This window comes from Streptomyces hilarionis (genome assembly GCF_024539675.1).
GTDB classification, from domain to species: Bacteria; Actinomycetota; Actinomycetes; order Streptomycetales; family Streptomycetaceae; genus Streptomyces; species Streptomyces hilarionis.
Genome location: NZ_JAHHIT010000001.1, coordinates 69,251 through 94,873, shown reverse-complemented (window position 1 = coordinate 94,873; position 25,623 = coordinate 69,251). Strand labels below are relative to the sequence as shown.

Annotated in this window: 6 protein-coding genes; all 6 read left to right on the top strand. The window is 70.5% G+C overall.

All coding sequences use genetic code 11. The features are described 5' to 3' along the window. Positions 1 to 234 precede the first annotated feature (234 nt). The 6 genes from KMS84_RS00250 to KMS84_RS00225 all read left to right on the top strand — a co-directional run bounded on the left by KMS84_RS00250 (position 235) and on the right by KMS84_RS00225 (position 25,623). Positions 235 to 9,549: a non-ribosomal peptide synthetase gene (locus KMS84_RS00250; RefSeq protein WP_256913930.1), complete on the top strand. Its 9,315-nt coding sequence runs from the start codon at positions 235 to 237 to the stop codon at positions 9,547 to 9,549. Then, a complete protein-coding gene (locus tag KMS84_RS00245) occupies positions 9,546 to 21,284 on the top strand; it encodes a non-ribosomal peptide synthetase (protein ID WP_256913929.1) in 11,739 nt (3,912 codons plus the stop codon). Before KMS84_RS00250 ends, KMS84_RS00245 begins: the two co-directional genes overlap by 4 nt. 83 nt (positions 21,285 to 21,367) lie before the next feature. Continuing rightward, complete coding sequence (locus KMS84_RS00240) at positions 21,368 to 22,372, top strand: class I SAM-dependent methyltransferase (RefSeq protein WP_256913928.1); 1,005 nt, start codon at positions 21,368 to 21,370, stop codon at positions 22,370 to 22,372. Between the two features lie 12 nt (positions 22,373 to 22,384). Next, positions 22,385 to 24,094: a carbamoyltransferase N-terminal domain-containing protein gene (locus tag KMS84_RS00235; protein ID WP_256913927.1), complete on the top strand. Its 1,710-nt coding sequence runs from the start codon at positions 22,385 to 22,387 to the stop codon at positions 24,092 to 24,094. A gap of 141 nt (positions 24,095 to 24,235) precedes the next feature. After that, complete coding sequence (locus KMS84_RS00230) at positions 24,236 to 24,670, top strand: VOC family protein (RefSeq protein ID WP_256913926.1); 435 nt, start codon at positions 24,236 to 24,238, stop codon at positions 24,668 to 24,670. Continuing rightward, on the top strand, positions 24,667 to 25,623 hold the full coding sequence (locus KMS84_RS00225) for a 3-methyl-L-tyrosine peroxygenase-related protein (RefSeq protein WP_256913925.1): 957 nt from the start codon (positions 24,667 to 24,669) through the stop codon (positions 25,621 to 25,623). The genes KMS84_RS00230 and KMS84_RS00225 overlap by 4 nt, the downstream gene beginning before the upstream one ends.

Genomic DNA, 25,623 nt, shown 5'->3' with positions numbered 1-25,623 from the left:
TCCTTGGCCGCCGACGGCTGCTCTGTTCGCCTCGCGGCTGCACCTCACGGACTCCTTGATCGGGTCGCGGACAGGGCGGCAGGCCACTTCAGTACCTTGCTCGCTTCCTTCGTCTCGGACCCCACGGCGCCCGTCGGCACTCTGGACCTGCTGACCCGAGCCGAACGACGGCAGATCCTGGCCGATGGGCAGGGCATCGAAACGCCTCACCCGGCTGACGCGTCGGCGCATCGGATGATCTCTCAGCAGGCGGCGCGCTTCCCCCAGGCGACAGCCGTGATCGCCGGCGAGCGCTCCCTCTCGTACGCGGAACTGAATGCGCAGGCGAACCGGCTGGCCCGGCACCTCGGAACCATGGGTGTGCGTCCCGGCAGCCTGGTGGCGGTCTGTCTTCGCCCAGGCGTCGAACTCATTCCGACGCTGCTCGGAGTCCTGAAGTCGGGCGGCGCGTACGTCCCGCTGGACCCGGACCACCCTGCGGAGCGAATCGCGTTCCTGTTGGAGGACACCGGAGCGTCGGTCGTCGTCAGCCAGGAGGCCCTTCGCGATCGGCTGCCCTCGGCGGGGCCCGGAGTCGTGTGGGTGGACAGCGACGGGCCGGCCATAGCGGGGCTGCCCGCTGACGATGTGCCTCACTGCACAGGTCCTGACGATCTCGCGTACGTGATCTACACCTCCGGATCGACGGGAACGCCCAAGGGCGTCCGTGTCAGCCACCGCAACTTCGCGGACTTCCTGATGAGCGCCGACGCCGCGTTCCCGCGAACCGGACGCGGCCACGGATCCGTACTGCTGTCGTCCATCGCCTTCGATCTGCCGATCCCCTCGATCTTCCTGCCGCTCATCCAGGGAGAGTCAGTCGTCGTCATGGAGGAGTCGGGTCCGGTCGGCGTCGGCATGCTCGCCGCGGCCTTCGCCCGGGGCGAGCACTTCAGCACCGTCAAACTCACCCCTTCCCACCTTGAACTGCTCCTGGAGGCGCTGGAGGGGAGCGACGCCCAGCTCGACGTGGGCACCCTGGTCGTGGCGGGCGAGCCGTTCACCGCGGACCTCGCGAGGTCGGCCGCCGCTCGCTGCGCCTCGTACACCGTCGTCCTCAACGAATACGGGCCCACAGAGACGACCGTGGGAGCCACCCTGTACGAGGTGGACCCGGGCCTGCCCGCGCAGCGCGGCACGCTCCCCATCGGCCGACCGATGGCGAACACTCAGCTGTACGTGATGGACGGGCACGGACGTCCTGCCCCCGTCGGCGTCCCGGGCGAGCTGTGGGTCGGCGGGGCAGGCGTCGCCCGCGGCTATCTCAACCGTCCCGAACTCACCGCCGAACGCTTCGTGCCCCACCCGTTCTCCGACGACCCGGACGCCCGCGTCTACCGCACCGGCGACCTCGTCCGATGGCTCCCGGACGGCAACATCGACTTCCTCGGACGGATGGACCACCAGCTGAAGATCCGCGGATTCCGGGTCGAGCTCGGCGAGATCGACGCCGCCGTCCTGGCGCACCCGGAGGTGACCCAGGCGGTCACCGTGATGCGCGAGGACCAGCCGGGCGACAAGCGTCTGGTCTCCTACGTCGTCTGCGACGGGCCGGCCGCGGTCTCCCGGCACGGGCGTGACGGCGGCGAGGCCGAGCTGCGCGGGGCCCTGCGCAGGCACGTCGCCGAGCGGCTCCCCGAACACATGGTGCCCAACGCGTTCGTGGTCCTGGAGCGGCTGCCGCTGTCCGCCAACGGCAAGGTGGACCGATCGGCCCTCCCCAGGCCCAGCGGCCTGCGCGCGGAGTTCGACGGGCCGTACGTGGCACCGCGCACCCCCACGGAGGAACGGCTCGCCCGGATCTGGGCCGACGCCCTGGCCGTGGACCGGGTGGGCGTCCACGACGACTTCTTCGACCTCGGCGGGCACTCGCTGCTGGTGATGCGCGTGGTCAACCGCATCACGAGGGACCTGCGACTCGACCTCACCGTCGGAGATCTGTTCGCCTGCCCCTCCGTTGCCGCGCTGGCCGAGCGCGCGGAAGGGCTCCCGAATGCTGTGGCCGGCGCCCTGGAGCCGCGCGGCCGGGGGGAGCGCGACGCTCCCCTCTCGTTCGGACAGCAGCGCCTGTGGTTCCTGCACCAGCTGACACCCGACAGCGGACAGCTCCTGACCCACCGGGTCGTGCGGCTGCGCGGTGCCGTGGACGCCTCCGCACTCGACGCCGCCTTCACCGCCCTGCTGGAGCGTCATGAGGTGCTGCGCACCCGGATCGTGCGCGGCGACGACGGCGAACCGCGTCAACAGGTCGTGCCGACGGTTGAGTTCAGCGTCGAGCGGCGGGATGCGGCCGGGGCCGACGAGGCGCTCAGGGTGGCGCGCGAGGAGGCCGGCAGGCCGCTGGACCCCGAGGAGGGCCCGCTGCTGCGCGTGGTCCTGGTACGCGAGACGGACGATGTGCACCTCCTGCTCGTAGTTCTGCACCACATCGTCTCCGACGACTGGTCGGCCTCCGTCCTGGCCAAGGAGGTCGGAGAGCTCTACGCGGCGGCCGTCGAGGGCCGCTCTCCCGCGCTGCCCGAACTCGCCGTCCAATACGCGGACTTCGCCGTCTGGGAGCGAGACAGGATCCGAGGTCCATTCCTGGAACGTCAACTGCACTACTGGCGTGACCGGTTGGCGGGACTCGAACCTCTCGAGCTGCCCACCGACCGCCAGCGGCCGCCGCGGCGCACGGGCGCCGGCGCCAGCGTGGAGTTCGACGTCCCCGCCGAGGTGTCCGAAGGCCTGCGGCGCCTGGCACGCCGTACGGGCGTGACCCCCTTCATGGCGTTCCTCGCGGTGTTCCAGCTGCACCTTGCCAAGTACAGCGGACAGGACGACGTGGCGATCGGGGTGCCCGCGGCGGGCCGCAACCGGGCCGAGACCGAAGACCTGATGGGCTTCTTCGTCAACACCCTCGTGATTCGCGTGGACTTGTCGGGCGACCCCACCTTCGAGGAGCTCCTCGGCCGGGTAAGGGAGGCTGCGCACGGCGCCTACGCCCACCAGGACGTCCCCTTCGAGCGGCTCGTGGAGGACCTCGCACCCGACCGCGACCTGAGCCACACCCCGCTCTTCCAGGCGATGCTCACGCCGCAGAACCTCTCCGACGAGGTGTGGGACCTTCCCGGTCTGCACAGCGAGGCGCTCCGCACAGGCATGGACGGCGCCCAGTTCGACCTCACCCTCGTCCTCCAGGAGTCCTCCGGCTCCTTCTACGGTCAGCTCAGCTACAGCACCGACCTCTTCGAGCGGGCCACGGCCGAGCGGATGGCGGGGCACTTCCAAAACCTGCTGGCCAGGGCGGTCGACGCCCCCGACGCCCGGCTGAGCGCGCTCGACATGCTCAGCGCCGCCGACCGGCACCAGCTCCTCGAGGAGTGGAACGACACCGGTCACCCGCTGCCCGCCGACAGCGTGCCCGCCCTCTTCGAGAAGCAGGCGGCCGCGACCCCGGACGCACCGGCCGTGCTCCACGAGGACACCGGGCTCAGTTACGGCGAACTCAACGGGCGCGCCAACAGGATCGCGCACCGCCTCATCGCCGCCGGGGCGGGTCCGGGACAGGTGGTGGCGCTGGCCCTGCCCAAGTCGGTGGACCTCGTCGCGGCGCTCCTGGCCGTGGCCAAGACGGGCGCCGCCTACCTGCCGATCGACGTCCAGTACCCGGCCGACCGCATCGCCTACATGATCGAGGACGCCCGGCCCATCTGCGTCCTCACCCATACCACCGTCGAGAGCGCGCTGCCCGCGGAGCCGCACCGGCTCGCCCTGGACGACCCGGGCTGCGCGGCCGGCATCGAAGCGTGCCCCGCCACGGACCCGCAGGACGGCGAGCGGCTCGGGCCCGTCACCCAGGACACGCCCTTCTACGTGATGTACACGTCGGGCTCCACCGGGCGCCCCAAGGGCGTGGTCATGCCCGGCTCGGGCCTGGTGAACCTCACGTCCTGGCTGCGCGCGGCCACCCCCGGCGAACCGCACGGCAGGGTCGCCCAGTTCGCGACGATCAGCTTCGACATCGCCCCCTACGAGATCCTCAGCGCACTCCTGTACGGCAAGTGCCTGGTCGTCGCGCCGGAAAACGTCCGCATCGACCCGGTCGGCCTAGTGCGCTGGCTGGAGCGGCGCGGCATCCACGAGCTCAACGCCCCGAACCTCGTCCTGGAGGAGTTCTACAAGGCGGCCAACGCCGCGGGCGCCGTCCTGCCGGAGCTGCGCGTCATCGCCCAGGGCGGCGACACCCATGTGCTCGGCGACTCGGCCCGCGCCTTCCACGCCCGCCACCCCTGGTGCACCCTGCACAACGGGTACGGGCCGACCGAGACGCACGGCGTCACCGATCACGTGCTGCCCGCCGACGTCGCGCAGTGGCCCGGCGTCGCCCCCATCGGCCGGCCTGTCGGCAACACGCGTCTGTACGTCCTCGACGCGCACCGAAGGCTCGTGCCGCCAGGCGTGGCGGGCGAGTTGTACGCGGCGGGAGTGGGTCTCGCCCACGGCTATCTGGGCCGCCAGGAGCTGACCGACGAGCGCTTCGTGCCCGACCCCTACGGCGCGTCCGGCGACCGCATGTACCGCACGGGTGACCTCGTGCGGTGGCTGCCCGACGGCACGCTGGACTTCCTCGGCCGCATCGACCAGCAGGTCAAGGTGCGCGGCATCCGCATCGAGCTCGGCGAGATCGAGTCGGCCCTCATGGAGCACGCGGACATGGCGTCCTGCGTGGTGCTCGCGTGGGAGAACGGGCCGGGTGACAAGCGCCTCACCGCGTACTGCGTACCCAGGGACGGCCGGGACCTCGACGTGTCCGGGCTGCGGGCGTGGTGCGCGCGGACCCTGCCCGAGTACATGGTGCCCGGCGCATTCGTCCTCCTCGACCGGCTGCCCCTGACGGCGAACAAGAAGGTGGACCGCAAGGCGCTGCCCCCACCGGAGGTCCAGCGGGCGGATCCCGCGCAGGGCTACGCCGCCCCGCGCACCCCGGCCGAGGAACAGGTGGCCCGTGTCTGGGCCGACGTGCTGGGAGTGGAACGGGTCGGCCTGCACGACAACTTCTTCCGCCTAGGCGGCCACTCGCTTCTGGCGATGCGCGTCGTCAACGGCCTTGCGCACACGATGCAGGTGAACGTGCCGGTAGGTGATCTCTTCGCTCATCCGACGGTGGCGGGCCTCGCCGAACACCTGGGCGGCCGGGCCGAGGACGCGGACCGCGTCCCCCTGATCCCCAGGGCCGCCGACGCCGAACTGCCCCTGTCCTTCGGGCAGCAGCGCCTGTGGTTCCTCGACCAGTTGCAGGCCGGGTCGGCCGAGTACCTCTTGCCCGTCGTCGTCCGCCTGCGCGGCGCCGTCGACGACGTGGCCCTGGAGCGGGCCCTCGCACGGCTCGTCGAGCGGCACGAGGCGCTTCGGACACGGTTCGTCGCGGGCCAGGACGGCGACCCGCGGCAAGTCGTGGACACCCCGCGGGACTTCCCGCTGGCCCGGCTCGACGGCGGACACGACCCGCTGGACGCGGTGCGGCGCGAGGCCTTCCGGCCCATGGACCTCCAGGCGGGGCCGCCGGTGCGGGCGGCCCTGGTGCGGGCCGCCGAGGACGAGCACCTGCTCCTGGTCGTGGTGCACCACATCGTGTCCGACGGCTGGTCGATGCGGCTCATCGCGCAGGAGCTGCCGGAGCTGTACGCGGCCGAGCGCGCGGAGCGCCCCGCGGACCTCGCGGCGCTGCCCGTGCAGTACGCGGACTTCGCAATCTGGCAGCGTCAGGTGCTGCGCGAAGCCGCTGTCGACCGCCAGCTGATCTACTGGCGTGCTGCGTTGGCGGGAGTCGAGCCGTTGGAACTGCCGACGGACCGGCCGCGGCCTCCGGTGCGCTCGGGGCGCGGGTCGAGCCTTGAGTTCGAGGTGCCCGGCGACGTGGCGGCGGGGCTGCGGGAGCTGGCGCGACGCGAGGACTGCACGCTGTTCATGGTGCTGCTCGCCCTCTTCCAGGCGCTGCTGTCCACGTACTCGGGCCAGTCCGACGTGGCTGTGGGCGTGCCGATCGCCGGGCGGATCAGGACGGAGACCGAGGGCCTGGTCGGGTTCTTCGTCAACAACCTCGTCCTGCGGGCCGACCTCGGCGGCGACCCGACGGTCCGTGAGCTGCTGCGGCAGGTCAGGGGCCGCGCCCTGGACGCCTACGGCCATCAGGACGTTCCCTTCGAACGTCTGGTCGAGGAGCTGGTCCCCGAACGGGACCTCTCGCGCACCCCGTTGTTCCAGGTGATGCTCGCCCCCCAGGACGGCTTCGACGAGCACTGGCGGTTCCCGGGTCTGGACGCCGAGCGGCTGCCGCTCCGGGCGGCCACTTCCGCCCTGGATCTGATGATGTCGGTGAGGGAGCACGGCGACCGCATCGCGGCGCGCGTGGAGTACTCCACCGACCTCTTCGACCGTGCGACGATCGAGCGGATGGCGGGGCACTTCGGAGTGCTCCTCGCGACCGCGGTCGCCGGCCCGGACCGGCGTGTCGGCGAACTGGAGCTGCTGACCGGCGCCGAACGCGAGCAGCTCCTCGTCCAGTGGAACGACACGACACTCCCGTTCCCCGCGGACCTCGGCGTCCCGGCGCTCTTCGAGGAGCGCGTGCGCGAGCGCCCGGACGCGGTGGCACTCACTGCGGGCGAACAGTCCCTCACTTACCAGGACTTGAACGCGGCGGCCAACCGGCTCGCCCGCCGTCTCTCAGGGCTGGGGGTGGGCCCGGACACGCTCGTCGGGGTCTGCCTGGAACGTGGCCCCGACATGCTCATCGGCCTGCTCGCCGTGCTCAAGGCCGGTGGCGCCTACGTCCCTCTGGACCCCGAATACCCCCAGGACCGGCTGACGTTCATGCTGGCGGACACCGCGGCCCCGGTCGTGCTCACCCAGGAGAGCCTGCGCGGACGACTGCCCGACAGCGGTGCCGCGGTCGTCAGCGTGGACGGCGCCGCGGATGCGGCGGCCGTGGCGCGGGAGAGCGCGGCGGACCTGCCGTCCGAAGCGTGCGGCGACGACCTCGCGTACGTCATCTACACCTCGGGATCCACGGGCACGCCTAAGGGCGTCGGGGTGCCCCGCAGCGCCCTGACCAACCTGCTGCTCGGCCTGCGTGACACGCTGAACCTGACATCCGAGGACCGGCTGCTGTCCGTCACGACCATCATGTTCGACATCTCCAACCTGGAGCTGTACGTGCCCCTGGTCACCGGGGCCCGGGTCGTGCTCGCGAGCAGGGACCAGGCCCGTGACCCGCGGGCGCTCGCCACGCTCCTGGCCGAGCAGCGCGTCACGGTCATGCAGGCGACCCCGTCGGTCTGGCAGATGCTCGTCGACGAGTTGCCGAAGGAAGCGGCGCAACTGCACGTCCTGACCGGCGGTGAGGCGCTGCCCCTGGACCTCGCCGAGCGGCTGACGCGGCGCACCCGCCGGGTCACCAACCTCTACGGTCCGACGGAGACCACCATCTGGTCACTCGCCGCCGAGGTGGGGACCGGAGCGCGCGCCGTCACCATCGGCGGACCCATAGCCAACACGGAGCTGTTCGTGATGGACCGGTTCGCCCGCCTGGCCCCGGTGGGCGTGCCGGGCGAGCTGTGGATCGGCGGGGCCGGCGTGGCCCGCGGCTATCTGAACCGTCCCGAACTCACCGCCGAACGCTTCGTGCGGCACCCCTTCTCGACGGACCCGCAGGCCCGCGTGTACCGCACCGGCGACCTCGTGCGCCGGCTGGCCGACGGCACCGTCGAATACCTCGGGCGCATCGACCACCAGGTCAAGGTGCGGGGCCACCGCATCGAACTCGGCGAGGTCGAGTCCGTGCTCGCGCGCCATGACGCCGTGGAATCCGCGGTGGTCGTCGTGCGCGAGGACACGCCCGGGGCGAAGCGGCTCGTCGCCTACTGCGTCACGGGCCGCGGCGCGGAACGGCCCGGCGTGTCCGCGCTGCGGGCGTGGTGCGCGCGGAGCCTGCCCGAGTACATGGTGCCCAGCGCCTTCGTCATCCTCGACCGGCTGCCCCTGACCGACAACAAGAAGGTGGACCGCAAGGCCCTGCCCGCGCCCGAGGGCGAGCGCCCCGACCTGCGGGAGACGTACGTCGCCCCGCGCACTCCCGTGGAGCGGGTGGTGGCCCGCGTCTGGAGCGACGTGCTCGGCGTGGACCGGATCGGCGCCAACGACAACTTCTTCGAACTCGGGGGCGACTCCATCCTCAGCATCCAGGCGATCACACGCGCCCGGAGGTTCGGCGTGGACATCACCCCGCCGATGATGTTCCGTCACCCCACGGTCGCGGAACTGGCCGAGCACGCGGCACCCGAAGGCGGGACCGCCGAGCCCTCGGTGACAGGGGCGGTGACGCCGACCGCTCACCAGAGGGTCCTCCTGGACGACACCGTGTACCACGGCGCTGCGGGCACCACCGCCCGGCTGATCGCCGCGCCGGACCTCGACGTCGAAGCGCTGCGTCAGGCACTGACCGCGGTGATCGACCACCACGAAGCGCTGCGTCTGCGCGTCGGACGCGACGGCGACGCACCGAAGTTGCACGTCGTCCCGGAAGCGGACGCGCGCCTGGACCACCACGACCTGACGGACCGGACGGAAGAGGCCGCACGCGCCGCGATGGAGGCCGCCTGTCACACCCTGAGGGCGGGTCTCGACCCGGCCGAGGGCGCGCTGCTGCGCGGCGCTGTTTTCGACATCGGCGAACGCCGCGCCCGGCACCTCTTCCTCGTGGCCCACCGGATCGCGGTCGACGAGGAGTCGTGGCCCATCCTGCTGACGGACCTGGACCTCGCCCACCAGGCGCGCCTGGCGGGCAAGGACGTCGTGCTCCCCCTGAAGAGCGCGCCGTTCACGGCCTGGTCGGCACGCCTCGCCGGCACGGCCACAGCGCCCTCCCCGACGGCCCGCGTGCGCACACACGCCGAGTGGGCCCCGAACGGGACGTCCGCGCGCACGTCCGACGAGGAGCGGCGGACCCGGCTCACCGAAGTCGCCCTGGAGGCACTGAAGTCGGCGGTGCGCGACTGGCGAGAGGGGCCGGTGCGGGTCGAGCTCGCCGTGAGCGCCCGTGAACGCCCCATCGACGGCCTGGATCTCACCCGCACCGTCGGCTGCCTGCTGCACCCCGGGGGCGAACAGCCCACTGTGGTGCTGACCGTGGCTCAGCCGACCGCCCCGCCGCCCGCCGGTCTGGGCGAAGAAGTCCAACTGCTTTGGCAGAAAGCCGAGTTCGCTGCACCGGTCGGCGTACGCGTCCACCCCGTGGATGTCACCGCCGTGCTCGACGACGGGTCGCTGTCCTTCGAGCTCGCCTACGCGACCGACACATACACCGAGGGATCGATCGAAGCACTTGCCCAAAGCCTGCGGAGCCGCGTGACGGAACTGCTCGACGAGACCACCGGCGCCGGCCGGAACGCCGTCTCGGCCGACAGCTTCCCGCTCGCGGGACTCGATGAAGCGGGTCTGGCGTCAGTCCTTGAAAGGTTCTCAAAATGACCAACGTCGAAGACATCTACAAGTTGACGCCGCTTCAGTCCGGGATGTTGTTCCACGTCCTGTACGACGCGTCGGACGCGAACCCCTATGTCGCGCAGTCCATCGACGAGTTCACCGGACCGCTGGACGTGACGCGGCTGCGCGCGGCGTGGCAGGCCGTGGTCGACCGGCACTCGGCGCTGCGGACCGCGTTCGTGTGGGAGGGCCTGGACGAGCCGGTGCAGGTGGTGCAGCGCAAAGTGGAGCTGCCCTTCGAGGTCCTCGACTGGCGGTCCCTGCCCGCCGACGAACAGGAGCGTCGGCTCGACGACGTGCTCCGCGAGGACCGAGGCCGCGGCTTCGACCTGGGCTCCGCGCCGCTGCTGCGCCTGACGGTGGTCCGCTTCGCCGACGAGCGTGCGACGGTCCTGTGGACCTTCCACCATCTGCTGCTCGACGGCTGGAGCACGCAGATGGTGCAGAAGGAGGTGTTCACCCTCTACCGCGCCGCCACGGAGGGCACCGCGGCCCGCCTCCCCGACCCCGTACCCTACGCGCGCTACATAGGCTGGCTCGGAAAGCAGTCCCGGGACCGGGCCGAGCAGTTCTGGCGCCGCTACCTGGGCGGATTCGCCGAGCCGACGGCACTGGGCATCGGCGGGGCGACCGGCGCGAACGGCTTCGGGGACGTCGACCTGGAGCTCGGCGCCGACCTGGCGGGCCGAATCGGCGATTTCGCCCGCGCCCACCGGGTGACCGTCAACACGGTGGTGCAGGGCGCCTGGGCGCTGCTCCTGTCCCGCTACGGCGGAAGCGACGAGGTCGTGTACGGATCCACCGTCTCCGGGCGCCCCGCCGGGCTCGAAGACGCGGAATCGATCGTCGGCCTGTTCATCAACACGCTGCCGGTGCGTGCCCGGGTGCGGTCGGATCTGCCGGTGGCGGAGTGGCTGCGCGAACTCCAGCGTGAGCATGTTGAGGTGCGGCAGTTCGAGTACACGTCGCTGGTCGACGCGCAGGGGTGGAGCGCGGTCCCCAAGGGCGATCAGCTCTTCCAGTCCATCCTCGTCTTCGAGAACTACCCGAAGATCCTGGGTGACTCGGACCTGCCGGCGAACCTCGCCGTGCACCACCAGAAAGGCATCGCCCGCACGGGCTACCCCCTCACCGCCGCCGTCGGCCACACCGATGAGCAGCTCCTTGCCGAGTTCACCTATGACAAGGGCCTGTTCCGGCACGAGGAGATCGAGCGTCTCACCGGGCACTTCGCCGCGCTCCTGTCGTCCTTGGTGGCTGATCCGGCGGCCTTGGTGGGCGAGTTGGAGATGCTGGGCGCGGAAGAGTTGCGTGCGCTGGCGGAGGAGTGGGGCGGCGTCGGGGCGGGTGTCGCGGATGCGGCGACGCTGCACGATCTGGTGGCGGAGCGTGCGCGGGAGTGTCCGGACGCGGTGGCGTTGATCGCGGGTGAGGAGTCGCTTTCGTACGGTGAGTTGAACGTGCGGGCGAACCGGCTCGCGCACCATCTGGCGGCGCGCGGGGTCTCGGCCGGCTCTCTGGTCGGGGTGTGCCTGGAGCGCGGGATCGACCTGGTGGTCGCTCTGCTCGGCGTGCTGAAGGCCGGCGGCGCCTACGTGCCGCTGGATCCCGAATATCCGGCGGACCGGCTGGCGTTCATGGTGGAGGACACCGCGGCCGCGGTCGTGGTGACGCGAGCGGGGCTGCGGGACCGGCTGCCCGCGGCCGGGTTCGCCGCCGTATGCCTCGATGCCGACCAGGACGTGATCGCGGGGGAGCCGTCGAGCGACTTGGCGGTGGAGGTGGGGCCGGATGATCTGGCGTATGTGATCTATACGTCGGGTTCGACGGGTGTGCCGAAGGGTGTGCTGGTCGAGCATCGCAGTGTGGTGAACCGGTTGCGGGGGACGGACGGTGACTTCGGGTTCGGTCCGGAGGATGTGTGGACGTTGTTCCACTCGTTCGCTTTCGACTTCTCGGTGTGGGAGATCTGGGGGGCTTTGACCTACGGTGGTCGCCTCGTGGTGGTGGATCAGGAGACGTCGCGGGACGCGGTGGCCTTCGCCCGGTTGTTGGTGGAGCGGAAGGTGACGGTGTTGAACCAGACGCCGTCGGCGTTCGCTCTGTTGCAGCAGGAGGTCGATCAGGCTCTCGCGCGCGAGTTGTCGTTGCGGCTGGTCGTGTTCGGTGGCGAGGCTCTTCAGCCCGCGCGTCTTGCGCGGTGGTGGGCGGTTGTGGGCGGGAGTGGTCCGCGGCTGGTGAACATGTACGGGATCACCGAGACCACGGTGCATGTGACCGCTCGCGAGATCACCCCCGCCGACACCGCCGAGGGGGCGGTGTCGCCCATCGGTCGGCCGTTGGCCGACACGGGCACGTATGTCCTCGACGCGGCGGGGCGTGTGGTGCCGGTGGGTGTGGCGGGGGAGTTGTGGGTCTCGGGTGCGGGTGTGACCCGTGGTTATCTGAATCGTGCGGAGCTGACGGCGGAGCGGTTCGTGGAGCGGGAGGTCGGCGGGACGGTCCGCCGGATGTACCGCTCGGGTGACCTGGTGCGCAGGTCGGCAGACGGCGAGCTGGAGTATCTGGGACGGATCGACGACCAGGTCAAGGTCCGCGGATTCCGCATCGAACTCGGTGAAGTCGAGTCCGCGTTGGCGGCGCATCCCGACGTCTCGGCGTGCGCGGTCCTGATGCGCGAGGACACCCCCGGCGAGCAGCGCCTCGTCGGCTATGCCGTGCTCAGCCCCGGAGCCGCCCCGACCGTCGCCGAGCTGCGCGAGCGATGTCGGGGCAGCCTGCCCGACCACATGGTGCCCGCCGCGTTCGTCGTCCTGGACGAGCTGCCGCTGACCGGCAACGGCAAAGTGGACCGCAAGGCACTGCCCGCCCCCGGCGGCGCACGCCCGAGCCTCGGCGGGGAGTACGTGGCCCCGCGCACCCCGGTGGAAGAGACCGTCGCGGGAATCTGGGCCGAAGTCCTCGGCGTCGACCGGGTCGGCGTCCACGACAACTTCTTCGAACTCGGCGGCGACTCGATCCTCAGCGTCCAGGTCATCTCGCGCGCCAAGCGGCACGGCCTCGACCTCACGCCCCGCATGATCTTCCAACACCAGACCGTCGCCGGGATCGCCGAGCACGAGACGCCGGAGGCCGACCAGAAGGGGCCGGCGGAGCCGGAGGCCCCGAAGGGCCCCGCCCCGACCCGGTACGGGCTCGCGCCGCTTCAGTCCGGGATGCTCTTCCACAGCCTGTACGACGCGTCGGACGTGCACCCCTACACCGTCCAGTTCCTCGACGAGTTCACCGGACCGCTGGACCTGGAGCGGCTGCGCGAGGCGTGGCAGGCCGTGGTCGACCGGCACTCGGCGCTGCGGACAGCGTTCGTGTGGGAGGGCCTGGACGAGCCGGTGCAGGTGGTGCAGCGCAAAGTGGAGCTGCCCTTCGAGGTCCTCGACTGGCGTTCCACGGCCGGAGGCGAGCAGGAGCGCCGGCTCGACGAACTCGTCGAGGCGGACCGGGTGCGCGGCTTCGACCTCGGGTCCGCGCCGCTACAGCGCCTGACGGTGGTGCGGCGCGCGGACGAGCGGGCGACGGTCCTGTGGACGTTCCACCACCTGGTCCTGGACGGCTGGAGCGCCCAGCTGGTCATGCGGGAGGTCTTCGCGCTCTACCGCGCGTCGCTGGACGGTTCGTCCGTCGAACTGGCGGAGCCCGTCCCGTACGCCCGGTTCATCGAGTGGCTGGAGGCGCAGTCGCGGGAGCGGGCCGAGGAGTTCTGGCGCGGCCGCCTCGGCGGCTTCGCCGAGCCCACGGACCTCGGTATCGGCGCCACGACCACGGAGCGCGGCTTCGACGACGTCGCACTGCGGCTCGACGCCGATGCCACCGCCCGGCTCGGCGCCTTCGCACGGGCCAACCGGGTGACCGTCAACACGGTGGTGCAGGGCGCCTGGGCGCTGCTTCTGTCCCGCTACAGCGGCTGCGACGAGGTCGTCTACGGATCGATCGTGTCCGGCCGCCACGACGGGCTCCCCGAGGCCGAGTCCATGATCGGCCTGTTCATCAACACGCTGCCGGTGCGTGCCCGGGTGCGGTCGGATCTGCCCGTCGCGGAGTGGCTGCGTGCACTTCAGGGCGAGCATGTGGAGCTGCGGCAGTACGCGTACACGTCGCTGGTCGACGCGCAGAGGTGGAGCGCGGTCCCCAAGGGCGAGCAGCTCTTCCAGTCGATGCTCGTCTTCCAGAACTTCCCCGGCCTGGGTGACGACGAACTGCCCGACGGGCTCGTCCGCACCTCCCTCCTCGACGTGGAGCGCACCGGCTACCCGATCACGGCCATCGTGTACGACAGCGAGCGGCTGAAGGTGAACATCGCCTACGATCGGGGGCTCTTCCGGCGGGACGAGATCGAGCGTCTCACCGGACACTTCGCGGAGCTCATCGCCTCCCTTGCCCAGGATCCGGCGTCCTTGGTGGGCGAGTTGGAGATGCTGGGCGCGGCGGAGTTGCGTGCGTTGTCGGCGGAGTGGGGCGGTGTCGGGGCGGGTGTCGCGGATGCGGCGACGCTGCACGATCTGGTGGCGGAGCGTGCGCGGGAGTGTCCGGACGCGGTGGCGTTGATCGCGGGTGAGGAGTCGCTTTCGTACGGTGAGTTGAACGTGCGGGCGAACCGGCTCGCGCACCATCTGGCGGCGCGCGGGGTCTCGGCCGGCTCTCTGGTCGGGGTGTGCCTGGAGCGCGGGATCGACCTGGTGGTCGCTCTGCTCGGCGTGTTGAAGGCGGGTGGCGCCTACGTGCCACTCGACCCCGATTACCCCTCCGCGCGACTCGCGTTCATGGTCGAGGACACAGCGGCCGCGGTCGTGGTGACACGCACGGGGCTGCGGGAGCGGCTGCCCGAGAGCGGATTCAGCGCGGTGTGCGTCGACGGCGACGGCGAGGCCATCGGCCGCGAGCCGTCGAGCGACTTGGCGGTGGAGGTGGGGCCGGATGATCTGGCGTATGTGATCTATACGTCGGGTTCGACGGGTGTGCCGAAGGGTGTGCTGGTCGAGCATCGCAGTGTGGTGAACCGGTTGCGGGGGACGGACGGTGACTTCGGGTTCGGTCCGGAGGATGTGTGGACGTTGTTCCACTCGTTCGCTTTCGACTTCTCGGTGTGGGAGATCTGGGGGGCTTTGACCTACGGTGGTCGCCTCGTGGTGGTGGATCAGGAGACGTCGCGGGACGCGGTGGCCTTCGCCCGGTTGTTGGTGGAGCGCAAGGTGACGGTGTTGAACCAGACGCCGTCGGCGTTCGCTCTGTTGCAGCAGGAGGTCGATCAGGCTCTCGCGCGCGAGTTGTCGTTGCGGCTGGTCGTGTTCGGTGGCGAGGCTCTTCAGCCCGCGCGTCTTGCGCGGTGGTGGGCGGCTGTGGGCGGGAGTGGTCCGCGGCTGGTGAACATGTACGGGATCACCGAGACCACGGTGCATGTGACCGCTCGCGAGATCACCCCCGCCGACACTGCCGATGCGGCGGTGTCGCCCATCGGTCGGCCGTTGGCCGACACGGGCACGCATGTCCTCGACGCGGCGGGGCGTGTGGTGCCGGTGGGTGTGGCGGGGGAGTTGTGGGTCTCGGGTGCGGGTGTGGCCCGTGGTTATCTGAATCGTGCGGAGCTGACGGCGGAGCGGTTCGTGGAGCGGGAGGTCGGCGGGACGGTCCGCCGGATGTACCGCTCGGGTGACCTGGTGCGCAGGTCGGCAGACGGTGAGCTGGAGTATCTGGGACGGATCGACGACCAGGTCAAGGTCCGCGGATTCCGCATCGAACTGGGCGAGGTGGAGTCCGCGCTCGTCCGCCACCCCGACCTGGAGTCCGTGGCCGTCGTCCTGCGCGAGGACACTCCCGGTGACCGCCGCCTCGTGGCCTACGCGGTGCCGGCGGCGGGCGTCGCGGAGCCCAGCGTCGCGGACCTGCGCGAGTGGTGCGGCCGCATGCTCCCCGGCCACATGGTGCCCAGCGCCTTCATGCTCCTCGACGTGCTGCCGTTGACCGGCAACGGCAAGGTGGACCGCAAGGCACTGCCCGCCCCCGACGGCGCGCGCCCGAGCCTCGGTGCGCAGTACGTGGCTCCGAGCACCCCCGTGGAAGAGGCGATCGCCCGTGTCTGGGCCGAGGTCCTCGGCCTCGACCGGGTCGGCGTCCAGGACAACTTCTTCGGTCTCGGTGGCGACTCGATCCTCGCGATCCAGGTGATCTCCCGCGTCAAGCGGTACGGGCTGCACCTCACGCCGCGCATGATCTTCCGGCACCAGACCGTCGCCGAGATCGCCCGGCACGTCGAAGAGGGCGCCGTGGTCTGGGCCGAGCAGGGGCCCGTGCAGGGAGAGGCGGCGCTGACGCCCATCCAGCACTGGTTCTTCGGCCTGGAAATGCCGAACAGGGCGCAGTTCAACCAGTCCCGGCTCCTGGAGACCAAGGGACTCGACGCCGCGACCCTGGACGAAGCCCTCGCTCTGCTCGTGGAACACCACGACGCGCTGCGGCTCCGCTTCGAGCACGGCGCCGACGGCTGGCGCCAGACCCACACCGCCGATGAGCCGGCGCCGTGCACGACGCACCACGATCTGTCCGCGCTGTCCGAGGCCGACGTGTGGGAGCGGGTCGAAGCCGCCGCCGACGAGGTGCAGCAGGGCATGGACCTTGCGTCGGGTCCGCTGCTGCGCGCGGCGCTGTTCGACCTCGGTGCAGGGCGGGGCCAGCGCCTGCTGCTCGCCGTCCACCACCTCGCGGTCGACGGCGTCTCCTGGCGGATCCTGTTGCAGGACCTCGCTGACGCCTACCGCTCGCTGGCGGCGGGCGAGCGCCCCGTGCTGCCCCTGAAGACCACGTCGTACCAGGCGTGGTCCGCCCGGCTCCAGCACTACGCGAGCACGCCCGCAGCGACCGGCGAACTCGGCCACTGGACGCGACCGCGCACCTCGTCGCCGATCCCGCGTGACGGGTCGGGAGAGAACACCAACGCCTCGTACGACGCCGTGACGATCGCCCTGGACGGCGAGGAGACCGCGGCCCTGCTGCGGGACGTGCCCCGCACCTTCGGCGCCCGGATCAACGACGTGCTGCTGACCGCCGTCGCCCAGGCGGTCAAGGCGTGGACCGGCGGATCGAGCGCTCTCGTCGCGATGGAGGGGCACGGCCGCGAAGACCTGTTCGACGACGTCGACCTGTCCCGCACCGTGGGCTGGTTCACCAGCATCTTCCCCGTCGAACTGAGCCTCCCGGCGGGCAGCGGGCCGGCGGAGTGCCTGGCGAGCGTCGGCGAGCAGCTGGCCGCGGTGCCGCACCACGGCGTCGGGTACGGAATCCTGCGCCACCTGGGGACGGAAGAGACCCGACGGAGGCTGCGCGACGCGGCCCTACCCGAGATCAGCTTCAACTACCTCGGCCAGTTCGACCGCGACGTCCCCGGCCTCGGCCGCCTGGCCGACGCCGCCGAGCCCCACGGCCGTTCCGTGGACCCGGACGGGCGGCGCGCCCATCTGATCGACATCGCCGCGAGCGTCCAGGGCGACCGCATGTCGCTGAGCGTCGCGTACAGCAAGAACATCCACGAGCGGCAGACCGCCGAGAAGCTCGTCGAAGGCGTGGCCGCCGCCCTCAGGACCCTGGTACGGGCCCAGCGGGAGCGGGCCGCCGCCGGGGGCGCCGGGGACGCCAGGCCCAGGGAGTGCGGGCTGAGCCCGATGCAGGCCGGCATGCTCTTCCAGTCGCTGGCCGAAACAGCCGACGGCACCGCCGACTCCGCCGAAGTCCGCCCCTACGTCGTGCAGTTCGTCGACGAGTTCACCGGGCCGCTCGACGTCGCGTGCTTCCGCCGTGGCTGGCAGGAGGTCGTGGACCGGCACACCATCCTGCGCAGCTCCTTCACCATGGACGGCGAGAGCGGCGCACGCCAGACGGTCCACGCGCGGGCCGAGATCCCCTTCGACGAGGTCGACTGGCGCGACACCGACGCCGACGTCCGACGCGAGCGCCTGGAACGGCTGCTCGCCGACGACCGGAGCCGCGGCTTCGACCCGGCGCGACCACCGCTGATGCGGTTCACCCTCGCGCGGACCGCCGCGGACCGGACCATCGTGATCTGGTCCTTCCACCACCTGCTGCTCGACGGCTGGAGCGCCCAGCTCGTCCAACAGGAGTTCTACACGCGCTACCGGGCCGCCCTCTCCGGGACCGTCCTCGCGCTGCCCGACCCCGTCCCGTACTCCCGCTACATCGAGTGGATCGAGGAGCGCTCGCGTTCCGAGGCCGAGGCGTTCTGGCGCCGCACCCTGGACGGCCTCACGGAGCCCACGGCGCTGGGCGTCGACCGCGAGACCGGCGAGAGCGGCTTCGGCGACGTGGAGTTCACGGTGGACGGCGAACTCTCCGCCCGCATGGGTGAGTTCGCCAAGTCCCACCGGGTCACCGTCAACACGATCGTCCAAGGCGTGTGGACGCTCCTGCTGTCCCGCTACAGCGGCAGCGAGGACGTCCTGTACGGCTCCACGGTCTCCGGCCGCCCCGCCGACCTGCCCGGCGTCGAGTCGATGGTGGGCCTTTTCATCAACACCCTGCCCGTCCGTGCCGCCGCGCCCGGCGAGGCCCGGGTGGTCGACTGGCTGCGGAACCTTCAGGAAGGGCACGTCGAGCTCCGCCAGTACGAGTACAGCTCCCTCGCCGACATCCAGCGATGGAGCGCGATACCCGGTCCTGATGCCCTCTTCCGGTCGATCCTCATCTTCGAGAACTACCCCAAGCTGCTGAGCGGCGACGACCTCCCGCAGGGGCTCAGCCGGCGTCGCCTGCAGTACGTCGAGCGGACCGGATACCCCCTCGTCCTCGGTGCCGCCCACGAGGGCAGCCGTCTCCACCTGCACCTCGTTCATGACCGCAGCATGATCGACGACGCCACGGCTCGGCGCCTGGCGGGCCACCTGGAGCACCTGCTCGCAGGGATCGTCGACGGCGACCCGGAGGGCACGGTCGGCTCCGTCGAACTGCTCACCGCGGCGGACCGCTCTCAGCTCGCCGCCTGGAACGGGCCCGAACTGCCCTACGCCGACGACGTGCCGGTCCACGCCCTCATCGAGCGCCAGGCGCGGGAGAGGCCCGACGCCATCGCCGTCGAGTTCGGCGACGAGACCCTCACGTACCGCGCACTGAACGAACGGGCCAATCGACTCGCCCACCATCTGCGGTCCCTGGGCATCCGGCCCGAGACCATGGTCGGCCTGTGCCTGGAGCGCGGCCTCGACATGATCGTCGCGCTGCTCGGCATACTGAAGTCGGGTGGTGCCTATGTGCCGCTGGACACGCAGTACCCGGCCGAGCGTCTCGCCTTCATGATCGAGGACACGGCCCTGCCGGTGGTGGTCACCCAGCAGCACCTGTCCGCCCGGCTGCCCGCAACCGTGGAGGTCTTCTGCCTGGACCGCGAGGCCGACACGGCCCTGCTCGACTCCGCCCCGGCGACCGATCCCGAACCGCTCGCCGGACCCGACGACCTCGCGTACGTGATCTACACGTCCGGCTCCACAGGCCGGCCCAAGGGCGTCATGATCGAGCACCGGTCGATGAGTGACCGGGTCCAGGAGATGCGCCGCCAGTACGGGCTCACCCCGGACGACGCGTATCTGCAGTTCTCCTCGGTGACCTTCGACGGATCCGTCGGCGAGATCTTCCCGACGCTGATCGCCGGCGCGCGCCTCGTCCCCAGGGGCGACGACTGGACCCCGGTCGAGGTCCTGGAGACCCTGCGGACCAGGGACATCACGGTCTGCCAGCTGCCGCCCTTCGTCTGGAACGAGCTGATTCCGCACCTGGACGAGGGCGCCCGCCCCGGACCGCGGCTGCGTTTGATGAGCATGGGCGGCGAGCGAGTCCTCGCGACCTCGGTGGAGCGCTGGTTCCGGCGCACGTCCGTGCCGCTGTTCAACATCTACGGACCGACCGAGACCACCGTCAACATGACCACGTGCCTGCTCACCGGGCCTGAAGTCGTCGTACCGATCGGGACGCCGGTGGCCAACACCGACGTGCTGGTGGTCGACGGCACGGGCCGCCCTGCCCCCATCGGCGCCCCGGGCGAGCTCTGGATCGGTGGCAAGGGAGTCGCCCGCGGCTACCTCAACCGGCCCGAGCTGACCGCCGAGCGGTTCGTCCGCGACCCGAGGGCCGAAGGGGCGGCGGGGCGGATGTACCGCACAGGAGACCTGGTGCGCTGGCTGCCCGACGGACGAATCGACTTCATCGGCCGCATCGACGACCAGATCAAACTCCGTGGCTTCCGCATTGAGCTGGGCGAGATCGAGTCGACGCTCGGCGCCCACCCCGGGCTCACGGCGGCCGTGGTCCTGCTCCGCGAGGACGAGCCGGGTGCACGACGCCTCGTGGCCTACTGCATCGCCGCGAACGGCGACCGCCCAGCGGTCTCGGAGCTGCGCGCGTGGTGCGCGCGAGGGCTGCCCGACTTCATGATCCCTTCCGTGTTCACGTTCCTGGACGCGCTGCCCGTCATCGCCAACGGCAAGGGTGTGGACCGCAAGGCGCTCCCGGCCCCCGGCGCGGAGCGGGCCGAGGTCGCCACGCGGTACGTGGCACCCGCGACGCCGACGGAGGAACTCCTGGCCGGCATCTGGCGCGAGGTCCTGAAGGTCGACCGGGTCGGCGCCGACGACAACTTCTTCGAACTCGGCGGCGACTCCTTCCTCGGCATGCAGGTCATCGCCCGGGCACGGCGAGGCGGCGTCAGGATCACGCCGAGGCTGCTCTTCCAGAACCCGACGATCACGGACCTGGCGGCAGGCGCGACGACCAAGCGCGCCGCGAAGTCGAAGACCGCACCCGGCGCGACCGGCGAACCCGTCGCGGGGCAGCAGCAGTTCGCGGCCGTCGGCGCCCTCTCGGCGGACGGTGACACCCGCGTGTCCACCGTAGAGCTCAACCGCGGCACCGCGCCGCGGACGTTGTTCGCCTTCCACGAGGGCGGCGGCAACGTCAGCGGCTACGTCCACCTGGCCGAGGCGCTGGCGCCGACGGTCCGCGTGGTCGGCATCGAGGCCCGCAGCGTGGCGTTCGGCGCCCCTCCCCAGACCGACGTGGCCGCGATGGCCCGCGGCTACTGGGAGGCCATCCGCACCCTGCAGCCCGAAGGCCCCTACCTGTTGGCGGGCTACTCCTTCGGCGGCGCCCTGGCCATCGAGGTGACCCGGCTCATCGAGGAGTCGGGCGGCAGCGTCGCCCTGCTCGTCGGTCTTGACTCCTGCCTGCCCGTCAGCGAATCGATGGAGCTGGTCGAGCGCGACCACACCGCCACCACCGACCTGCTTGCGCGCCTGGCCGACGCGGCAGAGGACGCCCCGGAGCGGTCCGAGGACGTCGCCGCGCTGATGCTGGAACTCAATCTGCCGGCCGACATGCTCGCCCTGCGCCGCGCTGAACTCCTCGACCACCTGCGGACGATGGAGGCCCACACCCGGGCGCTCCTGCGCTACCGCCCGACGGCGGTCTCCTGCCCGGTGCTGCTCTACCAGGCGGAGAGCTCGCCCTGGTCGCTGTCGATCGCCGACAGCTGGTCGCCGTTCGTCACCGAACTCGATGCGCGGCTCACACCGGGAGACCACCTCACGTTCCTGCGCGCCGCCCATGTGGGCGAGATGGCCGACGAGATCGCCAAGGCGATCGAGCAGCGCACACAAAGCGGCACTCGGTAGCGGTTCATTCCGTGGCCTTCCCCACATCGACGAAGGTCTCACCGCGATGAATTAGTCCTTTCCGCACGGACAGGAGTCGACTCATGTCGTCCAACCCCCCTTCCTCGGGCGATGTACGCGCGCTGTACGAGGAATTCCCCTACCCGCTGCCGAATTCCGACACCGAGCCCATCTACGACGTGGCCATGGGTCTCGACCTGGTGCTTCCCTCCCTGGAAGACTGCCAGGTGATGGACGCGGGATGCGGTACGGGGCACCGTCTCGTCGGTCTCGCGCTGCAATACCCGGACACGGAATTCCTTGGTGTCGACTTCAGTGAGCACTCGCTGTCGGTGGCCCGGGAGTTGGCAAAAAATCACGACTGTGACAATGTGAGTTTCCGGCACGCCGAGATCGGCGGCGACCATCTTGGGCGCGACTTCGACCTGATCACGAGCACGGGGGTCATTCACCATCTGGCCAATCCCTCGGGCGGCGTGAAATGGTTGCAACAGCACCTGAAAGACGATGGAATAGCCTACACTTGGTATTATCATCCGTACGGCGAATTCGACCGTCTGCTGAGCCGCCGGCTCGTCCACGTGCTCATGGACCACGCCGCCGAGGACATCTCGAAGACGGTCCTGGCGGACCTCGGGCTCGCCCTCTCGGTCGAGCAGTACGGAACACGCACCTCCTTCGCGGAGGTCTCGGCGCAGACCCAGCTCGCCGCCGACGCCGACGCCTACCTCCACCCGATCGTCAACGCCTACCTGTTCCAGGAAGCCGCGGACTTCTTCCGCGACGGCACGGACTGGACCGTCGTGCACGGCATCAACTGGGACGGCGGCTCCAGCCTCATCGACTCGGACCACTGGGCCGAGGGCGAGTTCGGCACGCTCGCGAGCAGCGATGTGTTCCAGAGCACCCGGCTCGGTGAGGTCTTCGCCGGCATGAACGCCCGAGCGCAGCTCGAGTGCGTCGAACTCCGGCTCCGCCCGACCGGATTCACCCTGCTCTCCGGCAACGAAGCCGGCCTCGACCGGTGCACGGAGCGGACCCGCGCCAATGTCCGCAACGCCAATCTTCTGCGCATGAACGCCTGTTAGGGAGAAGCGACCATGATCACAGCTGGCCTGAAACTCACCCACAGTGGCGGACTGGCCCTTCTGGAGGACGACAAGCTCCTCTTCCACATCGAGGTTCAGAAGCTGGCGAACAACGCCCGCTACAGCCCGGTCACCGATCTCCGGCTGATCCCCGAGATCCTCGCCGAGCACGGCTTCAAGGTGTCCGACGTCGACCACTGGGCCCTCGACGGCTGGGACGGCGCGGACTACGGCCACCTCTCCGTCCTCGATCACGGCACGCCCCTGGAACTGAAGGTCGCGCCCTACCGCGAGAACGACACCGTCAACAGCCTGGTCCGCCCCGGCGTCACCGGTGAACTCCCCATCGGCGGCACCACGGTGACCTACAACAGCTATGTCCATATGTCGAGCCACTTCGGGGCGGCCTACTGTTCCAGCCCCTTCGCCGCACGCGGCGAGGACTCCTTCGTCCTCGTCTGGGACGGCGGCTGCTTCCCGCGGCTGTACTTCGTGGACGCCGCGCGGGGCACCGTCGAGAACGGCGGCGAGGTCTTCCCGCTGATCGGCCACTCGTACGCCATGGCCGCGCAGTACTTCGGTCCCTGGGCGCGGAAGACGGGCGACCGTTCCCAGGTCGTCGACGACCTCTCCGTCGCCGGAAAGCTCATGGCGTACATCGCCCTCGGCAAGCCGCAGGATGCCGTACAGGAAGCCTTGCGCGACGCCTTCCACCGGAACTTCGAGGCGCCGACCGACGCCGTCGCCGAGTACCGCCGCGCCGTCATCGGCTGCGGCAGCAACGGCGAGCCCTCGCACCGCTACACGCACGCCTACCTCGGCGACGCGGCCGAGCGCATCGCCGCGCTCGGCGTCTCGGACGAGGACGTCCTCGCGAGCATGCACCAGTTCATGGAAGGGCTCCTCGTCGAGCGGGTCGTCGAGAAGATCACGCGCTGGAAGGGCGAGGGCCCCTGGAACCTCAGCTTCGCCGGCGGCTGTGCCCTCAACATCAAGTGGAACAGCGCCCTGCGCGCCCACCCGGTCTTCAACGACGTCTGGGTGCCGCCCTATCCGGACGACTCCGGATCCGCCATCGGCACCGCTTGCGCCGAGTACGCCCGCGGCAACGGCGTGTCGGCCGTCCAGTGGCACCAGCGCCAGGGTCCTGCCCTGGTCCCGACCCCCCGCACCCCGGAAGGCTGGACATCCAGGGACTGCGCCCCCGCGGAGGTCGCCCGCATCCTGCACGAGAGCGGCGAGCCGCTGGTCTTTCTGCGCGGCCGCGCGGAACTGGGCCCGCGTGCGCTCGGCGCCCGCAGCATCATCGCACCGGCGAACGACCCGGCGATGAAGGACCTGCTCAACGACCTCAAGGACCGCGAGCACTACCGCCCGGTGGCCCCCATCTGCCTCACCGAGCACGCCCCCCGGATATTCGACCCGGGCACCCCGGACCCGTACATGCTCTTCGACCACGACGTGCGCCCCGAGTGGCTGGACCGAGTGCCTGCCATCACCCACCTCGACGGCACCGCGCGCCTGCAGACCGTCAGCGAGGACGACGACCCCGTGCTCGCCGAAATCCTGCGCGCATACCACGAGTTGAGCGGCATCCCGGTGCTGTGCAACACGAGCGCCAACCTCAACGGTCACGGCTTCTTCCCGGACGCCGCGTCGGCGATGAAGTGGGGCCGCACCCGGCACGTCTGGGCCGACGGGGTGCTCTACAGCAAGGCCTGACGGGAGCTCCCGGGGGTGACCGGGCCGCCGGCCCGGTCACCGCCACCGCTTCCCAACGGAAAGACACCTTCGCACCGACCGGTTGTGCCACGAAAGGAAGATGTCACAGTGGATCGTCCGAACCACCCCAGAATTCACCACGTGGGCGTGCAGACCGCAGATCTGGACAACTGCCTCGGCTGGTACCGGGAGTTCTTCGACGCCGAGAAGGAGTGGGAACTCGACCGCTTCTCCGAACTCACCCTCAGCAGGTTGCCGGGCATCCGAAAGCTGATCGAGATCTCCGTCGGAGACATTCGGCTGCACCTCTTCGACCGCACGGGCCACAACGGCAGGACGCCCGACGACGACGGCTTCCTCTTCCAGCACGTGTGCGTCCAGGTCGCCACGCCTCAGGAGCTCGTCGAGCGTCGCCGCCGATGGATCGAGCTCTACGAGTCGGGGCGCTACACCTTCGCCCGACCGGAACTGCCGACCGAGATCGTCGTCGACGACGACGGCGTGCGCAGCCTCTACCTCTTCGATGTGAACGGCCTCGAGTACGAGCTCAGCTACATACCGGATGGTCATCGATGACAAGCGCGAGCGATGGAACCCTTGTCGCCGAACCACGTACCGATGCATGGGAGTTCGGGGACTTCGCCTACGGCCTCGAACCCCTGACGTTGCCGCCGGTCGGCCACGCGACCGTCGCCTCCGCCCTGGTCCCGAGCGCCCTGCCCCCCTGCCGTCCCGACCACGTCCTGATCCGTCTGCGCCTCCTCGCCGAGGGCGGGAAACCGGACCTGCCCGACTCCTTTTCGGACTCCGCCGACGACCAGCTGTTCTGGTTCCGATGGATCACGGGACATCAGATCACCTTTCTGATCTGGCATCTGATGGGCCAGATCCTTGAGCGGAACTCGGAGCGCGAGATACCGGACCGCGCCTCGCTGGCCCGCCTCGAGACGTACGCGTACGGCTACTGCGCCATGCTGCTCTACACCGGGTCCTGTCCGATCGACCTCTACCAGAGCCTGATCAGACCCCGCATGTACCTCCAGCACCGCAGCTTCAGCGGGACCTGGGCCTCGGACTTCGTCCCCGTGCGCGGCCTGTTCCGGGGCCGGGGCGTGGCCAGGGGAGGTGCTCCGGAGGCCGCCGGGCTCGCCCGCGCCGTGGACGTCCACAAGACCATCCACGACGGCATAGCCGCACGCCTCGTACCCGAGGGCCGGTCCCTGTTGCAGCAGTCCATCAAGGAGACCGCCGTCCGGCCCTCGGAGCGCACGGCGATTCTGTACGACAACTTCTTCATGACCCTGCGCGCGCCGGTGAACGGCGACGGCATCACCAGCCAGCTCCTGCGCAGACTGGACGCGGTGGCGTCGGACGTCGCGGCCCGGGGCCTCTACCCACTGGGGCATGGCGGCGACGAACGGCCCAAGGAGCTGCGCAGCGCCGAAGTGGCCCACTGCGAGGACCGCATCGGGCACATCCTGTGCGAGGTCGGCGAGGCCGCCGCCATGTCCGCCAAGCCGCTCTCGTAA

Coding starts and splice junctions, on each gene's coding strand:
- KMS84_RS00250 (WP_256913930.1), top strand. CDS start 235: ATGATCTCTCAGCAGGCGGCGCGCTTCCCCCAGGCGACAGCCGTGATC.
- KMS84_RS00245 (WP_256913929.1), top strand. CDS start 9,546: ATGACCAACGTCGAAGACATCTACAAGTTGACGCCGCTTCAGTCCGGG.
- KMS84_RS00240 (WP_256913928.1), top strand. CDS start 21,368: ATGTCGTCCAACCCCCCTTCCTCGGGCGATGTACGCGCGCTGTACGAG.
- KMS84_RS00235 (WP_256913927.1), top strand. CDS start 22,385: ATGATCACAGCTGGCCTGAAACTCACCCACAGTGGCGGACTGGCCCTT.
- KMS84_RS00225 (WP_256913925.1), top strand. CDS start 24,667: ATGACAAGCGCGAGCGATGGAACCCTTGTCGCCGAACCACGTACCGAT.